9 protein-coding genes are annotated in these 21,738 nt (G+C 61.0%); 5 read left to right on the top strand and 4 right to left on the bottom strand.

Translation table 11 applies throughout. The features are described from left to right. The 4 genes from VTU_RS0116665 to VTU_RS0116650 all read right to left on the bottom strand — a co-directional run. Positions 1-2,009: condensation domain-containing protein (locus VTU_RS0116665; protein WP_010106241.1), on the bottom strand; the 2,009-nt coding region annotated here is incomplete at its 3' end. Then, positions 2,006-5,104, bottom strand: a complete 3,099-nt coding sequence (locus VTU_RS0116660; protein WP_010106240.1) for a type I polyketide synthase — start codon at positions 5,102-5,104, stop codon at positions 2,006-2,008. The genes VTU_RS0116660 and VTU_RS0116665, both read right to left, overlap by 4 nt. Before the next feature lie 26 nt (positions 5,105-5,130). Next, positions 5,131-11,613 (bottom strand): non-ribosomal peptide synthetase, encoded by a 6,483-nt coding sequence (locus tag VTU_RS0116655; RefSeq protein ID WP_081479862.1) that lies wholly within the window; start codon positions 11,611-11,613, stop codon positions 5,131-5,133. A gap of 238 nt (positions 11,614-11,851) precedes the next feature. Next, entirely contained in the window at positions 11,852-12,715 is an 864-nt protein-coding gene (locus VTU_RS0116650) for a helix-turn-helix transcriptional regulator (protein WP_010106238.1), read from the bottom strand. A gap of 236 nt (positions 12,716-12,951) precedes the next feature. Here VTU_RS0116650 and VTU_RS0116645 point away from each other — a divergent pair, with 236 nt between their 5' ends. The 5 genes from VTU_RS0116645 to VTU_RS27760 all read left to right on the top strand — a co-directional run. Beyond that, complete coding sequence (locus VTU_RS0116645) at positions 12,952-15,048, top strand: TonB-dependent receptor (protein ID WP_081479861.1); 2,097 nt, start codon at positions 12,952-12,954, stop codon at positions 15,046-15,048. Between the two features lie 13 nt (positions 15,049-15,061). After that, positions 15,062-16,819 carry an ABC transporter ATP-binding protein gene (locus VTU_RS0116640; protein ID WP_236610772.1) on the top strand — a complete coding sequence of 586 codons (1,758 nt, stop codon included), beginning with the start codon at positions 15,062-15,064 and terminating at the stop codon, positions 16,817-16,819. Continuing rightward, a complete protein-coding gene (locus VTU_RS0116635) occupies positions 16,816-18,534 on the top strand; it encodes an ABC transporter ATP-binding protein (RefSeq protein WP_010106233.1) in 1,719 nt (572 codons plus the stop codon). Before VTU_RS0116640 ends, VTU_RS0116635 begins: the two co-directional genes overlap by 4 nt. Before the next feature lie 264 nt (positions 18,535-18,798). Continuing rightward, positions 18,799-20,841, top strand: a complete 2,043-nt coding sequence (locus tag VTU_RS0116625) for an AMP-binding protein (RefSeq protein ID WP_010106231.1) — start codon at positions 18,799-18,801, stop codon at positions 20,839-20,841. An 11-nt stretch (positions 20,842-20,852) separates the two neighbouring features. Beyond that, positions 20,853-21,738, top strand: an 886-nt coding sequence (locus tag VTU_RS27760) for a beta-ketoacyl synthase N-terminal-like domain-containing protein (RefSeq protein ID WP_010106229.1), incomplete at its 3' end; no start/stop codon positions are given.

Genomic DNA, 21,738 nt, shown 5'->3' with positions numbered 1-21,738 from the left:
ACCAGGCGGTAACCGGACAACAGTGGTGCAAGCACCTCGCAGAGGGCATCAACGAAGGCCGGCGACGTTTTCAACAACATGCAGTCATCGGGGTCAGATGCATAGGTGTTTTCCATCCAGGCCAGTCGTTGTTGCAGGGCGCGCAGTGGCAGTCGGACACATCTCGGTTTGCCGGTGGAGCCGGATGTCAGCACCATGCAGACGCAGTCTTCGTCACCGATTTCTACGGACGGAATCGTGCGCTGCCCTGCATTGAGCCGCGCTGCGCCCGGATTGAGGAGCACTGGCCCGTCCCAGCAATCCGAAGCCGGCCATAGCGCCGGTTCGGACACCAACACTGCTGGCTCGATATGGCGAAGCTGTTCGCACAAACCGCTGAGCGGCTTGCGCGGATCCATCGCCAACCATGGGCGACCGAGTTGTAGCGCGGCGAGAATGGTGCAGACGTAGTCCACGCTTGGCCACAGAATCAGTGCAATCGGCGCGGATCGATCGGCTGGCAGGAGAGCAGCAAGGCGGCCTGCCAACGACTGGGCACGACCGACCAGTTCGCTTCGGGTCATCGTCAGTTCGGGCTGAACTTGGGCCAGTTGTACAGCGTTCGGCGAAGACAGGGAAAGCGCGACAATGCGTTGCCATGGTCTTGGCTGATGGGCACTCGGCAGTGGCTGTTGCGACGACGGTAGCGGCCTGGCGAAAAGCCCATTGGTGATCTTCCCCAGCGGACGTTCGCCGGCACCCACCAGTTCCACCATTAGCCTGGCGACTTGTTGCAGCAGCGCGCAGGCGCTGGAGTCGGAAAGGCTTCCGCGCGAAAACGTCAGCCTGAGCCGGATTTCGGTCCCAGGGAATCCCGCCAGCATCAGCGGATAGTGGTTACGTTCGTAACTTTCGTCATGGACTATGCGCAAGCCGGTGGAGTCGGAGCCATCCAGGACACTGCCGGGCTGGTTTTCCCAGACCAGCAGTGTCTCGAACATCGCTTTCTCCGAACCACCGCTGGCGAGTCGCTGAAGTTCGCTCAGCGGTAGATAGTCATGCTGGCGGTCAGCGATCAGTTGCCGATGTAACTCTCGCAGCCAAGTGGACACGCCTTGCTGTGACTCCAGTTCGACGGGGATGGGCAGCACGTTCAACAGCAGACCAAGCATGCGCTCCACACCGACGATCTCCGCCGATCGGGTCGACACCGTGTACCCGAAAATTACCCGATCCTGGCGCAGATAGCGACCGAGCAAGATTGCCCAAGCCGCATTGAAGACAGTGCTTTCCGTTACGCCCTGGTCCTTGCAGCCCTGCTGGAAGCGATCGCAGTCCTCTCTGGACAGTACCAAATCTACTGCCGATGCATGCCCCTCACGGTGCCGCACCCCCAGGGGCGCATCGCCGACAAAGTCACCACCGCACAGGCGTCGTTGCCACCACTGTCGAGCCTGCGGCAGGTCACGTGCCTGGAGCCATTCGCAGTAACGCCGGAACGGCACGACCGGCTCCACTAGCAACGCTGGATTCTGGTAGCGTCTGCCCACCTCGGCCAGCAGCAGCGTCAGCGACCAGCCGTCGGCGAGCAGATGGTGAAGTGTGAGCCAGACCTTGTGGCGTCTCTCGCCTAGCGTGATCACGCTGACGAGGAACAACGGTCCGCGGTCAAGCAGGAAGCCGCAGGTCCTGCGCTCCTTGCGCAAGTTGTCCAGGGCCGTGTCCTGCCCTGTTCCCCCAGTCGCACGCAAGTCAATGTGCTCGAACGGAACTTGCAGCTGCCGATATACGACTTGGTAGGCCTTGCTCAGTCCCTCCCACCGGAAACAGGTTCTGAGCGTCGGATGATGGTCCAGGGTGTCCTGCCAGGCAGCGCGATAGCGATCAATGACCAACTCGCCCTCGACGCTGAAGCCATACTGCTCCAAGTACATGGCGGGATCGTCCGTAGCCAGTGCATGGTAGATCATTCCCTGCTGCAACGAGGTGGCAGGGAAAACGTCGGTGACATTGTGCTTTTCCAGATTCATTTCAGATCGGCCCTATCCAAGAGTTGCAGCAGCGATTCGGTGTCTTCCGGGGCGAGGCCGACCGTTGCCGTTGATGCGGGCTCAGGCTCGGCCAAAGGCACACTGAGATTGGCACAAAGCGAAGCAATGTCGCGTTGCTGGAAAACCTGCTGAGGAGTAAGGACCCAGCCAAGACGGCGGACCTGCTGGCACAGGCGCAGCGCCAGGATGGAATTTCCCCCCAGGGCAAAGAAATCGTCGTATCGACCGATTTCCGCGATGAACAGCAGCGACTGCCAGATGCTCGTCATCTCTCGCTCGAGTTCGGATGCAGGTGCCGTATAGGGTGTGTCGAGCCTTGGGCGGGCTTGCAACTGGATCTCCGCCTGATTGAGCGGGGCGCTCGTGTTCGTCTGGGGGCGGGCGGAGGAAAAAGCAGGCAGCGAGCCGAATTGTCCCTGTTGAACTGCCTGGAGAAGTGGCAGGCTCGAGGGTAGCCAATGCCGCTCCCGGGCAAAGGGATAGGGTGGCAGCGATACCTTCCTGCGTGGCAGCCAGTGTTGGTTGAATGCGCCCCAGTCCAGCGCTTCGCCTTGTTGCCACAAGCGAAGAAGCGTGTGCAGGAAACGGGCTTGTCTTGCGGGCTGATGCTGATGCCTGTCCCCACTCAGGGTCAGCATGGTCGCTCCCCGACACCCTGTATCATGGGCAAAGGCAAGCAACCCGCCTGGAGGACCGACCTCCAGCAGTGTGTGAGCAAACGGCGAAATCCGCTTCCAGGCGGCATCGAAGCGTACCGGCTCTCGCAGTTGCTGGACCCAGTATTCAGGGTCCGTGGCACGCTCCGGTGACAGCCACTGACCATCTTGCCCACTGAGCAGGGGCCAGCGCGGTGCCGCTGGACTCAGCCCTTGCAAAAGCCGCCGGAAGCGCTCCAGGACGGGATTCATCATCCGAGTGTGAAACGCGTGGGAGGTGCGTAGACGCCGAGGCTGCCAGTTCGATGCAAATGCATCCGCCAGCAATCTGTCCACCGACGCCGGCGGGCCTCCGACAACGCAGCAGGTTGGCGAATTCACCACTGCCAGATCCAACTGTGGGTAGCGTTCGTCCAAGAGGACTTGAACGTTGCCAACATCCGTTTGCAGTATTGCCATGGATCCCTTTTCGGTTTCTGCCATGAGCGTACCGCGCATGCATACCAGTTCGGCGGCCTCGCGAAGTTGGAACACATCGGCGAGGCAAGCAGCACTCAGTTCGCCCAGACTGTGGCCCAGCAGGGAGGACGGCGTCATTCCCAATGCCAGCAAGGTGCGGCCGAGGGCGACTTGGTAGGAAAACAGGGCTGGCTGAACGATGGCCGTGTCGTCTCCTGCGCTGTAGTTACCGTCGAGCAGCAGCGCGCGGATCGAATTGAGGTCTGCTGTTTTGGGGAGTTGATCTAGCACCTCGTCCAGCGCGTCCCGAAATAGCGGTTCGGCGTCGTAGTGCGCAGCAGCCATTCCCGGATATTGGGCACCCTGGCCGGGGAAGATCCATAACGTCCCGGCACTGGGCCGGCTCTGAATGGCTCGCATCCCACGGAACGCGGCGATCGCCTCAGCCCTGTCACCTGCCAACGCAATCGCCCGCCAGGGTAGCGCGCTACGGCCCACCTGCAAGGTGTAGCCAATGTCGGCCAACGCGATATCGGGATGCTGTTCGATCCAGTCCGCAAGCGCCGTGGCTTGCCGTTCAAGGGCTATTTCGTCCGCGGCACTCAAGGGCAGGCAATGCCATTCGCGCATCGGGCCCGTAGGCAGAGGCTGCGGTGCTCCGGCAAGAATCAGATGCGCATTGGTGCCGCCGAATCCGAATGCACTGACTCCTGCCAAGAGGGGGCGATCTGCTGGCCATGGCTGACAGCGGTCAGTCACCTTGAACGGCGTGCTCTCGATGTGGATCTGAGGATTGGGTCGGGAGAAGTGCAATGTGGCCGGAATCTCCTTTTGCTGCAGGCACAGGGCGGTTTTTATCAGGCCGGCCAAGCCTGCGACGGTATCCAGATGACCGATGTTTCCCTTGATCGATCCGATCAGGCAGTGATGCGGTGGCAACTCGTTCGCGCTGTTGGCACGTATTGCCTGGTCCAGCGCTGCGACCTCAATGGGATCCCCAAGATGCGTCCCGGTGCCATGGCATTCGACGTAGGCAAGTTCGGCCGCATCGGCGCGCGCCACCTGCAATGCCTCGCTGATGACCTCCACCTGCCCCCGCAACCCCGGAGCGGTGAAACCTACCCGGCCCCCCGCGTCGTTGTTGGCGGCGCTGGAGCGAATGACCGCCAATATGCGGTCTCCGGCAGCGATGGCGTCATCCAGTCGGCGCAGCAATACGGCGGCGACGCCCGAGCCGAACACAGTGCCGTTGCTCATCGCGTCGAACGGACGGCAATGGCCGTCCGGAGAACGTATGCCCGACTCCTCGGCCAAGTATCCGGTTTCCGCCGGTACGCTCAGCGTGGCCGCAGCAACCAACGCGCGGTCGGCTTCGAAGCCGAGCAGGCTTTGCACGGCGAGGTGCACAGCCACGAGAGACGATGAGCAAGCCGTCTGCACGTTGACTGCGGCGCCGCCGAGGTTTAGTTTGTAGGCGATCCGGGCGGCGGAATAGTCCTTGTCGTTACCGATGATGCAGTCGAACATATCGGCGTTCCCAGCCAGTGCCTGGGGCAGTGCGTGCAAGGCGGAATAGCCATTCATCCCGACACTGGAGAACACCGTCGTTCGCATTCCATCGGCATCTTCTGGCACGTGGCCTGCGTGCTCGAAGACGTGCCATGCGCATTCCAGCAGTAGGCGCTGCTGGGGGTCCATGAAGGCGGCTTCACGCGGTGAGTAGCCGAAGAACGCTGCGTCGAAGCAATCGTAATGTGTTGGAATTCTGGCCTGGCGCACGTACCTCGGAGAGCGTGCCAGTTCGCCATGCCCGACGGCTTCCAACTGCGCGTCATCAAGCAACACGAATGGTTCTTGCCCGGACAGCAAAACCTGCCACAAGGCGTCGACCGATTCGGCACCAGGAAACCGCCCTGCAGCCCCGATGATTGCAATGTCGGTATTTCGGTTCTGATTCATGAGAAGGCTCCCTGGATGGGTTAGGGCTACGGACGCTCCCTGGCGGCCAAGCGGGCCTTCGCCCTCTGGATCAAGGAATCCCGTGCGCGAACGTTGGCCGACAAATTGCCTTCCAGACAAAGCGACAGCGCATGAATGTTCGGGTGCTGGAACAACAGCGTCAGGGGGAACTCACGCCGCACAATTTGACAAACATGGCGATGCAGTTGTGCCAGAAGCAGAGAATTTCCGCCCATCTCGAAGAAGTTGTCGTGGATGCCCACCCGCTCGACGCCCAGCAATCCCTTCCATGCATCCACGATGGCCTGCTGCAGTGGCGTGCCCGCCCCCACATAGCTTGTTGCTGCACCAGCCACTACCAGAGCATCCCTGCACAGGGCACGCCGATCCACCTTCCCCGTGGGGGTATAGGGCCATTCGCGCTGCAAGCTCCAATGACTGGGAATCAATCCCGCCGGCAGGCTTTCGGCAAGGAAATTGCGCAAGGTCCGTGCGCCGCCATCTTCCACCGATGTCAAAAGGACATGGGCAACCAGCCTCTGCTGGCTACCTTCTCCATCCACCGCGACAAGCGCGTCGCGCACGGAAGGATGCCTGCGAAGTTGGCTTTCAATTTCCCCGGCTTCCACTCGCATACCACGCAGTTTGAACTGGTGGTCACGCCGCCCCAGGCAGAGCAGTCGGCCTCCCGGGGTGCGCACGGCAATGTCACCCGTGGCGTACAGCGGTACAGTCTCGCCATCCGGTGTCGTCCACAGACGCAAAGGCCGCACCGCTGTGGCCTGGGAGCCGCAGTAGCCCGCCGCCAAGTTCTGGCCGCTGACGTGGATCTCACCCGCACATCCCGGGGCCACCAACCGGTCGTTGCTGTCGAGCAGCCAAATACGGGTGCCCGGCAGCGGCAGGCCGATTTCAACATGGCTCGTGCCGGTGTCCAGATTTTCCGGTGTGATGCGGTGCCATGCCCCATCGGACGTGATCTCGGTCGCGCCATAGTAGTTGAGCAGGCAGGCGTCCGGATGCAACGCCGCCAGGCATCGGTGTGCCAATTCAACGCGTACGTTCTCGCCACCGAGGACGACGATCCTGAGCGGGAGGTTCTGTGCTTCGGGCATGGCAAAGAACGCATCGGCCAGCGAGGGGGTCATCACCAGTCGGCTTATCCCGTGGCGACGCACCAGCCGTGCAAGTTCCAGGGGACTGCGGGCTTGATCCGGCGAAGGGATAACAAGGGCAAGGTCCGCCAGCAAGCTGTCCAGGAGTTCGCCGACAGCATCCACGAACGCCGGCGAAGTCTTGAGGCAGCCGACATCGTGGGGCGTCAAAGGAACTGGTGTCTGACCCCAGGCCAGCCGTCGGCGCAGGTTGCCGTAGGTGATCCGGACCCCTTTGGGAAGACCTTCGGAGCCCGAAGTATGCTGTATCAGTGCCAGGGATTCATCGTTTGCCGGCAAGTACGAAGGCAAAGTCACGGGCGGTGCCAGGACCGCCCGATCAGCAAGAAGCACAGGCAGATCCGCGACCGGTACGCCGGACCATAGTGCACTGTTGCTGATCAGGCAGCCAACTTCGCTCTGGCCGAGCATTTGGGCGATTACCTGCTGCGGTCGCCGCGGGTCGAGCGGAACCCATGCCTGCCCCAAGCGGAGTGCGGCAAGGATGGTTGCGACATAGTCGACGCCTGGATGCAGACGGATCGCAACAGGTTTTTCTGGAAGTGCGTGCTCCGCGACCCAACTCGCCACACGCTCTGTGCGTTTTAGCAATTGAGTCCAAGTGATCCCGCTGCCATCATCCAGTCGCAGCACCTCACGCTGGGGGTGGTGAATCGCATGTTGCTGGATGATCGGCCACGGATCAATCCCCTCCAGGACCGGCCCGCCATCTACGCAGGCCCATTCACGGCAGGCCTGGGAGTGAGCCAGCGGCAAGTCGTTGATCTTCGTCGGAGGGTCCTGCAAAGCTGCGGAAAGCACGTTCTCGAACGCCTGATTCCATCGGTCAATGCTGGTGGCAGAGTAGATATCGCGAGCGTACAACCAGATCAGAATCAGTTCGTCGCCGTCAGGGATGGCGATGATCTCGAGATCCATGTGGGTTGTGTCGGACACAATGGTACGGCCCATCACATTGATCCGGCCGAATTTGCCCTTTGCCAAGCCTGTCGGCTGGTAGGTAAAGGATACCTGATGCAGCGGATTTCGACTGGCATCCGCCCCTGCCGACATGGCTTGTACCAACTGCTGCAGCGGATAGTGCTGATGTTTCTGGGCGTCAAGGAACTCGTTCCGCACGCGAGCCAAATGCTGATCGAAAGGCAGGTTGCCGGACAGATCGCCGCACAGCAGCAGATTGTTGATGAAGAACCCGAGCATGGTCTCGGTTGCGGGGTGGTCCCGCCCGGATATGACGCTTCCCATCACGAAGCGTTGCTGTTCCGCCATTCTCCCCAGCGCGATCTGCATCGCTGTCAGCAGGGTCATGAACGGCGTCACGCCCTGGCTCCCGGAGAACGCGTCAACCCGTTGCGCCAGCGTCTTGCCAAGGCGATAGCGGCTGACCGCGCCACGGAAGCTCTGCACCGGTGGCCGTCTGTGGTCTTCCGGTAACTGCAGTGGTGGTATGCCGGCCAGACGGTTTCGCCAGAAGGCCAGGCTGGTCGCTATCTGTTCGACAGGCAGATCATGCTGGCTTTGAGCGAAATCGGCATACTTGGCGACCGGTGGAAGGCTGGGAGGCAGCCCATCGACCTCCTCTTGGTAGAGGGTAAAGATCTCTCGGTTGAACAACTCGGCGGACCAGCCATCGAAGGCGATATGGTGGATGCTGTAGAACAGCACATGGCGATTGGTGTCCACGCGGAACAGCCGTGCTCGGAGCAGTGGGCCGTTTTCGAGGTCGAATCCATGGATCTTTTCTCGCTCGGCCCAGGCCATCAGTTTTTTCTGCTTGGCATCGACAGTGAGATCGCGCAGGTCTTCGTGTTCCATCACGCTTGGCGCCTTGTCGACGACATAGGTTCCGACCGGGGCATGCGCAGGGAACCGGGAACGCAATGGTTCGTGCCGTTCCATCAGTCGGCGCAGGGCATTTTCAAAGGCGATGGCGTCCAGCGAGCCATCCAGTTCCAGGCAGTAGCACAAGTTGAAGAACGGGTTCCCCGGAGCGATTCGGGACATGAACCACAGCCGTTGCTGCGCCCAGGACTGTGGCGGATGGTCGGTCTGGCAGGTCGGCCAAGGAGCAACTGCCTCTGCTGTAGAACGATGCTTCGCCAGCCAATCGACCATCGCCTCTATGGTCGGGTGTGAGAAGACCATGGCCAGAGGCGGCCGAACGCCGAACGTCTTCTCGATTTGAAGGAGCAGACGCGTGGCGCTGAGCGAGTCTCCGCCCGACGGAAAGAAACCGGCCTCGACGTCCGTGATCTCCTTGCCGAGCAAGTCTTGCCATATTGCAGCCAGTTGAGTTTCGCCGGTATTTCGTGGTGGTCGTCCCGTCTTCACTGGACGCGCGTGTTGCGTTGCAATTTCGACAAGCCTGCGACGGTCGATCTTGCCGTTGGTCGTGCGTGGGAATTCGGAAACGGGAAGAAACACCCTGGGAATGGCGGCGACGGGCAAGCGCTCTGCGCAAAGGGCGCGCAACTCATCCTCCGAGCAGGGCTGGTCGCCTGACAAGTAACATGCGGCCACCACGGAACTCCCATCTTGGTGCGGTACTTCGAGCGCGACCGTATGCTTCACCGCAGGATGCAGTTGCAACGCGGATTCGATTTCCATCGGATCGCAACGATATCCACCCGCATTGATCTGGAAATCGGTGCGCCCAAGAATCAGAAGGTTGCCGTCCGGCCTGAAGACTCCGCGGTCGCCGGTCCGATACAGGTGCTCGCCCGTCATCGGGTGGGTCAGGAAGCGCAACGCCGTCTGCGCGGGATCGTCCAGATAACCACGAGCCAGTGAAAGGCCTGCACAGTACATTTCGCCCGGGACGTGGTCGGGACATTCTTGCAACAGCTCATCCAGAACGTAGTAGCGACAATTGTCGATGGATCGTCCGTAGGGGATGCTGGGCAATTCGGTATCCACCACGCTGACTTCGTGCGTGATGTTCCAGACGGTGGCCTCCGTCGGTCCGCCGCTGCTGCGCAGTTTGAGCCCGGGGTGCTTGAGGAGTCGTGCGGCGAGCGCCGGCGCAACCCAGTCGCCGCCCAGGATGACCTGCCGCATGCTGGTCGGCAGACCGCCACCCCATTCAGCTTGAGCGGCTGAGAGCACCATTTCCATGAAGCGAGGAACACTGTTCCATACCGAGACCCTGTGCGTGCGAAGCAGTTCGAGCCAATGCGCCGGGTCAATGTCCCTGTCGGCATTCGGAACGACGAGCGTTGCTCCCACGCAGAAGGTCGCCAGTTGGTCGAACAAAGCGAGGTCGTGATGCTGCGCGGTAACGGAAATGATGCGATCGGAAGGCTGCAGGTCGAATGAACGGATGCTGTACTGCAGGAAATTCGCCACGGCCCTTTGGCATATCTCCACGCCCTTGGGTTGGCCTGTGGAGCCGGAGGTGAATATGACGCAGCAGACGGCATTGGCATCGAACGGTGCCGGTGCCAGTTCTATCAGCGAGGCTTCGGTCGGATGGTCCGAAATGGTTATACACGGCACGTCGGGGGCAATGGATGCACCGATTGGCGCATTACGCATGACCGCCTTGGGAGCAACCCGCGCCACGATGGCACGCAAGCGTGGTTCCGGGTGTGTGCGATCCAGGGGTACGGCTGCCGCGCCGAGCCACAGGCAGGATTGCAACGCTACGGCTTGTTGCCACCCACGCTGCATCAGCAGAACAACCCGGTCCGATTTTCCGACACCAGCATGTGCCAGTTCTTGGGCCAGCGTCGTCACCTGCGCGAGGAATTCGGCATAGGTCAGCCGAATGCCTTGAGCCGATACCAGGGCGAGCAATTGCGGGGCAACCACGACCCGTTCCTGCAGGGCGCGAGAAGGTGACACCGGCTCGACGACAGCTTTCTGCCACAGCCCCGCTCGCACGGCGGCTTGCGCTGGCGGCAACGGGAAGGACAAGGGCGTATTCCAAGCATCGTCGTCCTCGGCAAGTCTCGCCAGGGCCTGGGAGAATGCATCGAACATCGTGTCGAGCATTGTGTCCGGGAAAGCGCTGGGCATAGCATCCCAGTTGAACAACAGCGTTCCGCCATTGACAAGGTACTGGCAGTCAAGCAGCACCTGAGGCGTCCGACTGACGACGCACACCGGCTCACCGAAGACTACGCCAATCTCCTGTGGCGTCAGGGCGGCGCCATTGCGCAGATCGGGCGTGGTGGTGAAGACAATGGGCATGGCTACGGCCTCGCCCAATGACTGCAGTCGCGCAAGTTCCCGCAATTGCTGCACACCGGAGATTTCCTGGAAATCCAGATCGTCCCAGAGCTGGGTCTGAAGACGCGTTGCATTGACTGCAAAGTTGGCGTGTTCACGCAGGTCGACTTCCAGCAGGCTGAAGGAGGCAAATTCGCCGATCACATTGCCGATGTCCGGGTGCCAGTCAGGGCGGTTGAAGCGAGGAACGCTCAACGTGAAATGCGCGGAACTGCTCCAGCGCGCCAGGGTGCTGGCATACACGGTCAGAATTACCACGGCGAGCGACAGGCCACGATGTCGCGCATTGGCATTCAGGCGCATCAACGCTTCTTCTTCCAGTTTTCCAAACCAGCGCTGGAATCGCTGGTCGCCGCCTTCGGCACGATGCGGCAGCATTGGCGCGGGAGGCAAATTTTTCAGCTTGCCTCGCCAGCGCTCAAGGGCACGCTGGTAGCGTAGACTTCCCTCCTGCTCCTGCAATGCAGCGATGTAGTCGCAGAACTGCATCTGCAATTCGGGCAGCACGAGGTTGGGGCGTTGATACAACTGTGCCAACTCGTCGAACAGGATATGCAGACTGCGACCATCCACACTCCACAGATCAAGCTTGATGTGCAGGTAGCCATCGCCCTCGTCGCCAAAACCATCGAAGTGCAGGCGGGATTGTGGCCACTGCTCCAAGGGAATGCACTCCTCTTGCATGCCACGTTGCATCTCATCCAACATCTGCATCCGCTGCTCGGGTGACATGTCGATCAAGCTACGCGTGCCGATGAACTGATAGGGCACGCTTTCGGCGACCCGCTGGAGACCGTCGATCCCCACCGTAGCGCGCAGCATGTCATGGCGTGCAATGAGCGCATTCCAGGCGCGCTCCAGCAGCGGCAGATCAAGCCCTCGGCAGTGGTACTGAGCATAGAACTGGATGGCACCGGCATGGGAAAAGGTGGCTTGTCGCCCCATCCAGTAGGCGTGCTGCATATCAGCCAAGGGGAATGGCTGGCGACGTCGCGCAGCGTCTGGCGTGATGCGGATTTGTTGCGCTTGGCTTGCTTGAAGCCGTTTTTGCAAGCGAATCGCACTGAGTGCGGGGCGCGGTGAGGGATCGTCTGCTATTACCATAAGAAAAGAAACTGAAAATGACTATTGTTTAGAAGAAAATTGACGCGAAGTATGTTTCATAAATTTTATTGTTGGAGCGCATGAAACCATGCATTGCTCCTGGCGCATCGTCTCGACGATGGGACGCAACAGGGGGGATATGTATCATGCAATACGAATGAGATGCAATATTATTAATTGACAGAAAACTTCACATTTCTGACATCCTCCCCGATCCCCACCTGCATCCCGCGCGGCGTCAGCGCACGCGCAATTCGCTGGGCGGATACCCGAACTGCCGCTTGAAGGCGGTGGAGAAGTTCGCCGGGGAGTCGTAGTCGAACTGGTGCGCCACGGCCGTCACCGACAAGCCACGCTCCAGGGAAAGATGTGCCTGCTCGAGCCGGCGTTTGCGCACATAGGCGGCCACGGGAAGCCCGAATGCCGCCTTGAACTCCTTGCGCAGCGCACTGACGCTGGTGCCCGCGAGCTTCGCAAGTTCTTCAGGTTCTGGTGGATCGATCAGCCGTGCTTCGAGGATGTCACGCGCCCGGCTCATGCGCAGCAGGCCGGTAGGCGTGCGCAACATCGGGCCCCCGGGCACATTGCGATGGCTGTCAATCAGGCCGAGCAGCAGATCGTGGGCGCGGGCAGCCAGGAACAGTCGGCCCATCTCACCGCAGTAACTGCTGTAGAGCAGTCGAAGGGCATGGCTGCGCAGCGGTGCGGACAGTGGCGCCTTCCTGGGCATCGGCTGCCCGCAATAGGAGAGCAATTGCGCCATTACGTCATCACCGGCCGTGCGCGCGAGGAGCCAGCAACGGCTCAGGAAGAAGCTGACGCCGGCGATGCGGGCGCCTGCGGCATAGCGCCCTTCCAGCAGACTGCCTTGCTGCACCGCCAGCGCCCAGCAGTGATCTGGTGGAACCGCGAAGTCATGCTGCGGCTGAGCGACATGGCCCGACTCTGCTGCACCAAATAGCGTCAGCCCGAGCAGCAGGCCGTCCTCCGGTATCGGATTGGGCAGCACCGCATCCTCGGACGCCAGCAACTCGCATCCGGACATGCAGATTCCATCGCCGCTTTCCCATCGGATCTGGCGCAGAAATTTCAACGCATTCATCTCGAAAACTCCAATCCCCGGAGCCCCCCGTTCGCCGTACCTGAACCTTATCCAGTTCCGACGAAGGAGGGTCTGGCCTTACCGCAAACGCATACGGCGCATCCCGCAAAGCCTTGGGCCTGGCAAAACAGGTACGCTCCAAAATGTACGAATGATTCTCAATCGTGTGCGTAAATTAACGGGAATCGGGAGTCAACGCAAGACGATGCTCTTTCGGCTTGCATCAAGGGGGTGGAATGAACGTGCAGGGAGTGGCGGCATTGGCCGCAGTTCTGACGGGAACAGGGGTTGTTCCGAAACTGGCCCTGGCCGACACAACAGGGGGAGATGCGCGTGAACTTGGTGCGGTGACGGTGACCGCGCAGAAGGTCGAGCAGAACGTCCTTGATGTACCGGCCACCGTGGAGGTCGTGGGCGCGGAAGATCTCGCGCTGCACCAGATCGACAGCTTGGAGGACTTGGACAAACTCGTCAGCGGCCTGGGCATATCGAGCTACACCGGCGGACAGCCGCGCATCTATTTGCGTGGCATGGGCGACGCATTCGACCTGAAGAACAAGCGCGTCGCCGTCTACGTCGATGGCGTCCCTCAGATCGACTCGGTATTGCAGGATCCCATGCTGCTCGACCATGTCGAGCGTGTGGAGGTGCTCAAGGGCCCCCAGGGGACCTTGTACGGACGCAACGCCTCGGCTGGGGTGATCAACATCGTGACCAAGCGGCTCAGGGGCGATGCGGCATCGGCCTTTCTTGGCGCGGGCAACCACGATCAACGGCGAGGCGGCGCGACGCTCTCGAAAAGTCTGGCAGAGGACCAAGTGCTGCTCGGCATCAATGCATCCTGGACCAGACGCAACGGCGTGCTCGAGAACGTCGCCACCGGATCGCGCGGCAAACTCGACGGCCAGGAGCGGCGCAACCTCCATCTGAAGGCCGACCTCTACCCGACGGACAAAACGGCACTGAATCTGACCTTCAGTCATTTCGAGGACGACAGCGCACCCTACCTGCAGACCTTCATCGACCCGACAACCTGGAAGCCGATACGTCGGGACGCAGGCAGGGGTTTTGTCCCCGTACGCTTCTATCAGATCGACCGGGATACGGAAGGCCATACCAAGACCCGGGGTAACGGGCTGACGCTCAGGGTCAGTCACGATTTCGACCTGTTCCGGCTGAACTCGATCACCGGCTACCAGCAGGACAAACTGCACACGGTCAGCGACGCTGACTACAGCAGCAATCCTCTTTTCAAGTGGGACTTTGACCCTTACACCAACGAACACAAGCAACTGAGTCAGGAGTTCCAACTGGTGGGCAACGCTGGTGCCGCGCATTGGCAGACGGGCGTTTTTGCCTATGGCGACCAGACGGACAACAGCAACGCCTTCAAGACAAGCTACGGCAACATCCTCAGCAATTCGCGCTACCGCACCCGGGGCGTGGCTTGGTATGGCCAGTTGGACTATGTATTCGTGCCGGGCTGGACAGCCACGGCCGGCGGACGCTACCAGCGCGACCGGCAGAAGCTGAAGGATTTCCAGCAGGACCGCGAGGAGGTATCGAAATCGAAATCATCCAGCACCTACAAGCTGGCGCTGGCTTACGCATTTCAACCCGACAACACCACTTTCCTGAGCTACGGAACCGGCTACACGCCAGGTGGCGTGAACACCAGCCCGCAGATGATCGGTGGCCTGCCCGTCGGTCCATACCTGAGCTACGCCCCGGAGAAGACCAGCAGCATCGAGTGGGGGATCAAGGGCCGGCTCGCCGGGCAGCGGCTGGGCTATTCGCTGTCGCTCTATCACACGCTGCTGCGCAATCAGCAGGTGCTGGACATGGCTGACACCCAGATGAAGAACATCGGCGAGACCCGCTACCGCGGCGTCGAGATGTCCGCCGACTATCAGATCGCCGGCCCCTGGAACCTGAATGCGGGCTACGCCCTGAACACCAGCCGCATCCGCAAGAGCAACGACCCGGCAGAGTTGGGCAAGTCAGTGCCCTTCGTACCTGGCAATACGGGACGCGTCGGTGTGCAGTACAAGGATCGCATCGCCGATACCTCGGTGACCGTGCGGCTGGACATGAACCATGTCGGGCGCATCAGGGCCGACGCCAAAAACAGTTTCAGCCAGTCGAGCTACCAATTGTTCAGCCTCAGCGGCAAGGCGGACTTCAAGCACTGGTGGCTGAGCCTGAGCGTCAACAACCTGCTGGACAAGCAGTACTACAGCAATGCCATCGCCAATTCTCCACTCGCGGGCACGCACACGGCGGTGTATGGCCAGCCCCGCACCGTGCTGCTGACCCTGGGGAGCAAATTTTGAGATGGAGACCCGCGTGATCGACTTCGCCCGCCTGCCCCGTAGCGGAGGGATCTCCAGCAGCTACGCGCTGGTGCGTGGCTGGCCATGGCAACTGGGCCTTGCATGCATAGGCACGGCTGTCTCTGGTGTCCTGAGCCTGTTGCCCTGCGTCGTGGCTTGGATCCTGCTTGCCCAGATTCTCGGCAAGCAGAATCTCACCGTTCCGGGTGCATGGATGGTTTCCGCGCTCGTGCTGGGATGGGCTTTGCGCCACGTGCTCTCCTGCGGCAGCAAAATCATCGCGCACCGACTGGCCTTCGCCGCCATCGCCGAAATCAAAGATCGCCTGCTCGACAAGTTGGATCGGGTACGCCTGACATGGTTTGACCAGATGTCTCCAGCCCAGCACGGCCAGTTGATTGGTGAGCAGGTCGACGAGTTGGAGGACGCGGTCGCCCATCTCCTGCCCGAGCTGACCGCTGCGACCCTGGTGCCACTCACCCTGGCTGCGGTGTTGCTGTGGGTCGACTGGCGCATGGGCTTGGCGTGCCTGCTACCCTACGTGATCGCCATCGGCTGCAGCGTTTCCGCCATGTCCCGGGGACGCAGTGCGGGCCAGAACGCCATGCATGCCTGGAATGGACTGATGCGCAGTCTGGACACACTGTTGCGCCACCAACTGCTGCTACGCACCTACAACCAAGCTGACACAGCCTACACCCGCATCGACGGCGCCCTGACCGAATTCGAACACCGTTCGGCCGCCGCCGTGCGCCCGCCCTTGCTACTGGCGGTGCTCTTCATGGTACTGGGCACCAGTTCCCTGTCCGTCGCACTGCTGCTCGGTGGCATCCTCTATGCGTCAGATGACCTGTCTCTGGCCTCCCTCGCGTTCTTTTGCGTCGTCTCGGTAGGGTTGGTGAGTCTCTACAGCGATGTCTTCAGTTTCTTCCTCCGCCTGGGCAAGCTCAAAGCTATCTGGAAGCGGATCTTCGGCTTGCTGGATGCCGACGAATTGGCGTGGGGACAGATCCCCATGGTGCCGGAGTCGGCCGGATTTGATTTGCGTCAGGTGAGTCGGCTACGCAATGAGCGGCAAGTCTTGGCGGACATCGATCTGCGCATACCCGCCGGGAGTTCCCTGGCCTTGGTTGGCCACAGCGGTGCGGGCAAGACATCCCTCGCCGAACTGCTGCTGCGCTACGACGAGCCAGACCAGGGCGATATCGAACTGGGTGGCCATCCGCTGTCGGCCTACAGTCAGGAAGCCCTGCGGGACGCAATGGCTTACGTGAGCCAGCGTACCGAATTGTTCGCCCTGAGCGTGGCCGACAACATCAAACTGGGGCGGCCAGATATCGGTGATGATTTGGTTGAGGCAGCAGCCAGGCGAACCCTTTGCCATGACTTCATCATCGCCTTGCCCGAAGGCTACGCCACGATGCTGGAGCCGGACGGGCGCAACCTGTCGGGCGGCCAGCGCCAGCGCCTGGCCTTGGCCCGTGCCGTGGTTCTCGATGCGCCTGTACTGCTGCTCGACGAGGCATTGGCCTTCAGCGACATCGAGAACGAGGTGCAGATTCAGCAAGCCATCAGTGAATTGGCCTGCGGACGCACCTTGATCGTCATCGTCCACCGGCTGCACACCATACGCTCGCTGGACAATATAGCCGTCATGCAGCAGGGGCGGATCGTCGAGCAAGGACGGCACGAAGACCTCATCGCTGCCGCCGGGTACTACGCTACTCTCTGGCAGCAGTTGCCCTTGCCCGCTGAGGAGGAATCGGCATGATCCGCTGGTTCCGGAAACTCCTGCATGGGAGCGCGACAGGGCGGGATTTTTCTCGCTACCTGTGGCTCACCTGGATCGACATCCTGCTCCTCGCCCTGCCTCCCGTGGCTGCGGCCGAATTCATCCGCCAAGCCTACTTGCAAGAGGGCTGGCCCGCTTCGGGCGCCATTTTCCTGGGCATCGCGCTGGGGTCGCCGCTGCTCAGGCTGGCCGTTCAATGGAAGGCACGCATGCTGGGAGCCAAGACGGTGTTCGCCGCCATCAGCGCTTATCGACGGCAATTGGTGCGGCGTGTGCTGGCCACCCCCTTATGGCAACTGCACAAGTGGCCTGAAGGCCAGTGGCTGGAGCGCCTGGGCGGAGACATTCGCCAGATACAGGAAGGGATCTTCATCGTGTTGGTGCGGCTACAGGTCAATCTGCTGTTGGCGGCGATCCTGCTGCTGTACGTGGGTTACTACCGACCGGAGGTGTTGGGCGGATTCCTGCTGGCCTTGGCGCTGTGCTTGGTCGTGGGACGCCGCCTGCTCACTACGATCACCCGACATGTCGACGAACTGAACGAGTGCAACATGGCGGTACGTGCGAGGCTGGCGACGATGATGGACGGCATTCGCACGCTCAGGCTCTTCGGCGCCACCCGTCTACCGGCGCTCAGGCTCGACACCCACCTGCAGGCGCAACGACAAGCCCAGCAACGTGCGATACCTGCGCTCGCAGTGCGCGATCAGATATTCCACGCGCTGCTCGAACTTTGCTTGATTCTGGGACTGCTGCTGGCTTGGCGCGCACAGGCAGACGCTGATCTGCTGCCGGTACTGCTGATCCTGCCCATTGCCCACCACAACCTCTATGGCGCCTGGCAGGAATGGGGGCTTCTGAAATGGACGCGGCAGGCGTGGGTGCGCGTACAGGCGCTGGCCGAGTTGCCGCAGCAACTGCAAGGGGCGACCCCTTTGCCGGGGCGACCCGAGACCCTCAGCGTCAACGCGGTGGGTTTCGCTTACGCCGACCGCCCTGTGTTGGACGCGGTCGATGCACGCTTTTCACCCGGTAGCCACAGCGTCGTCGTCGGCCGCAACGGCGCCGGAAAATCTACCCTCCTCATGGTGCTCGCGCGGCTGTACGACCATGGCGATGGTCAGATACTGCTCGGCGATGTTCCCATCCACACGGCTACGCTGGGGAGTTGGCGTGCCCATGTCGCCGTCGTACTGCAGGACACCGCACTGCTGCCGGGCACCCTGCGAGACAACCTTCTGCTAGGGCGCCCCGACGCGAAGGATGAAGAACTCAACGAGGCGCTGCACAAGGCCTGCTGTAACGACTTCGTGGCGCAGTGGGAAGGCGGTCTCGACACCGTGCTGAGCGAAGGGGGCGTCATTCCCTCGGAAGGAGAGCGCCAACGGATCGCCATTGCACGCGCGTTGCTCAAGGATGCTCCGATCGTATTGCTGGACGAAGTCACTTCCGGATTGGACAGCGTCAGCGCATCACAGGTCCAGCAAGCGATCCAGGTCCTTGCGCGCCATCGTACGGTGATCCAGGTTACCCACTCCCTGCTGCAGGCGGTCCGTGCGGACCAGGTTCTGGTGCTGAGCACGGGGAAAGTAATCGAAACGGGCAAGCATGCCGCATTGCTGCATGCCGATCGGACGTATGCCGCGTTGTGGAGCCTATACCAGCGCAGCTTGCAGTGGAGGGTGACCGGTTAGTGCACTGTCCCACAAATAGTTGTACAAAATGAAATCGATGCATTCGCGCCCATGGCAAGGTACAAACCGCAGCAATGGTCAGGGCCATCGTGAGGATCAGCAACGCCGCCATGGGCGCGAAGGTGCGGTTTCATATCCTGTTATTTTCCAGGTAGAACACTGGAATCAGGTACGGGTGAGACATAGATCCGGAAAGCGCGGTCCAGTAGTCATGTGCCAATCCGATGGCGGCGCCCTCTCCCGATGAGCCCATGCGCGGAAAGAATGGAAGACAAGCCAATGAGAACGCTTCAGGAAGTGATTGGACACCACGCCGAACAGCGCGGTGAACTGGTTCTCTGCCGTGAATTGGACAGCCGTGGCCAAGAACTAAGCGACATCACATTTGCCGAGTTCCATCGTCGCACCCAAAGCGTGGCACGCTATCTGCTCAATCAGGGAGATATCGGCCAATCCATAATCTTGCTTTTTCCGCCGGGCATTGAGTTTATGGTGGCCTTCGCCGGCGTGGTTCTGGCAGGGAAAATAGCCGTGCCCACAGCACGACCAGGCGCTGTGGGTTTCAAGCGCTCGCTGCCCCGGTTGCAGCGGATCGCCCAGAATTGCGCCGCGCAAACGATTCTGGTAGACACGGCGTTCCTCGCCGATCTGCATGTCGAGGGCGCGCAACAGTGGCTGCCCGAGCAACAATATCGGTATCTGCCCTTGCCAGTCGCTTGCGATGATCTGCCGATTGCACTCCCGGCCGCCTCGCTCGACACGGTTGCCTACCTGCAATACAGTTCTGGTTCAACGGGCGCCCCAAAGGGGGTGATGATCACCCACCGCAACATGGCGGCCAACACGGCTGTCATCGAGGATCGGATGGGTAATCCAGGCCGTGTGGTCTCGGTCGAATGGATGCCACATTTTCACGATTACTCATTGGTGAAAGGATTGTTGCTCGCCCTCTACACCGGCAGCAAACACGTGATTCTGCCCTCAATGACGATACTGCGGGCGCCACTGGTATGGCTGAATACCGTATCACGATACCGGGCATGGCGTAGTGGTGGACCCAACTTCGCCTATCAGCAGTGTGTGGATCGGATCTCGGAAGCCGATGCCGTGCAACTGGATCTCTCCCACTGGAGGTGGGCCCATTGCGGTGCGGAACCCATCAAGGCGGCCACGATTGAGGCCTTCTTGCGCCGCTTTGCGGTTTCCGGACTCTCGCCTCGGGCCTTTCATCCCGCGTATGGCATGGCTGAGACAACATTGCTCATCACCTGCACCCGTCCCGGACAACACTGGCGCGCCATGCCTGTTCGACCTGGCGACAGGCAGCGTCTAACGGTCTCTTGCGGGGCTCCCTGCTCTGGCATGGAGATTCGCATCGTCGACCCGGAACGCCAGTATGCGTTGCCCGAGAGGGAAGTCGGAGAAATCTGGGTATCGACGAATAACCCCAGTATCTCCCCGGGGTACTGGCATGAGGAAGAGATCAACCGCGAAACCTTCCAGGCCCGGTTGGACGGCGTACTCGGAAGGTTCATGCGTACGGGGGATCTGGGCTACTTGGACGCTGGCGAATTGACCGTCAGCGGTCGCATCAAGGATCTCATCATTTATCAAGGGCGCAACATCGTGCCCACCGACATCGAATGGCTGGCCCAGACTGATCGTCCGTGGCTGCGCAAGGACTGCGGCGCAGCATTCTCCATGGACGACTCGCTGTCCGACCGTCTGGTGTTGGTCCAGGAAGTCGATAAGCGCTGTCCACCCGATTGCCTGCCTGGCTACGTATCCGGAATCCAGCAGGAGTTGGCCCAGCAATTGGGAGTCAGGCTGGACGATATCCTGTTCATACGCACTGGCAGCTTGCCGAAGACCTCCAGTGGCAAGATTCAACGGCGGGAATGCCGAAGCCTATTGCTACAAGGAGCACTTCCCGTACTTCACCGCTACCGGAGCGACATGGATCCCGACGTCGCCTCCAGTGACCTGCGCGGGTCGTCGCTCGGGTATCTCGTCCGTCTGCTCGCCATGGAACTGGATCGACCATTGGCACAGATTGATCCCTATCTCAGCTTGTTCGACCTCGGGATGGATTCGCGAGCCATCGTCCACTTCCATGAAGTCCTGCGTAGCAGGCGCCCTGAATGGGAACTAGATATTACAGATCTTTTCCAATACGCCTCACTGGGCAGACTGGCCGAACATATCGAAGCATCCGCTGCCCAAGCTCAGGAGACGGTCGCCCCGTTATCGGAAAAAGCCGGCCCTCATCGCAACCGCAGGCGCATCCCTGACATACAGGACATATGACCGGAGCAGATATGAGCGCGAACAAACACTGGCTGGAGCAGCACCCGGATGCTGTCGCAATCATCGGCATGGCCGGGCGTTTTGCAGAAGCCCCGAACCTAGCGAACTACTGGGACAACCTCGCAGCAGGGAGACTGGCGCGAAAGGAATATAGTCGCGACGAACTGCTCGCCCGCGCGGTGAAACCCGAGGTAGTGGACGATCCGGCGTATGTCTGCGTCGGGATGCCGCTGGAAGACATCAACTGCTTCGACGCTGAATTCTTCGGCGTCAGCGCCAAGCAGGCCGACTGGATGGACCCACAGATCCGCCTGTTTCTCGAGGTCTGCTGGCATGCGATGGAAGATGCCGGATACGACGTGAGCCGTCTTGGCGCTCAGCGGGTAGGCGTCTTTGCCGGCTCGAACCCGGCACTATACCTCTGGCAGCATCATCTGGATCGGCTGCGGGAGCACAACCTCGCGCAATGGCTGGAGGTTCTCACCAGCAACGATAAAGATTACCTGAGTCCCTGGGTGGCGTACAAACTGGGGTTGCGTGGCCCGGCGCTGAATATCCAGACGGCATGTTCCACGTCGCTGGTGGCCGTGGCGACTGCTTGCCAGAACCTCCTGGGGTACCAGTGCGACATGGCGCTGGCTGGTGCTGCGGCGCTGACGCTGCCACATGACCAAGGTTATCTGTATCAGGCCAACACCATTCTTTCGCCCGACGGTCATTGCCGGCCATTCGACGCGGAAGCCGCTGGCACCATCATGGGCAACGGCGTGGCCGCAGTCCTGCTCAAGCGCGCCGAAGATGCCATCCATGACGGCGACCATATCGACGCGCTCATTCTCGGCACTGCAGTGAACAACGATGCCCAGCGCAAGATGGACTTCATGGCGCCGGGCGTCG

Source organism: Verminephrobacter aporrectodeae subsp. tuberculatae At4 (assembly GCF_000193225.1).
Taxonomy (GTDB): Bacteria; Pseudomonadota; Gammaproteobacteria; order Burkholderiales; family Burkholderiaceae_C; genus Acidovorax; species Acidovorax aporrectodeae.
The sequence above is the reverse complement of the archived record's forward strand: the minus strand, read 5'-3'. Positions and strand labels throughout refer to the sequence as shown.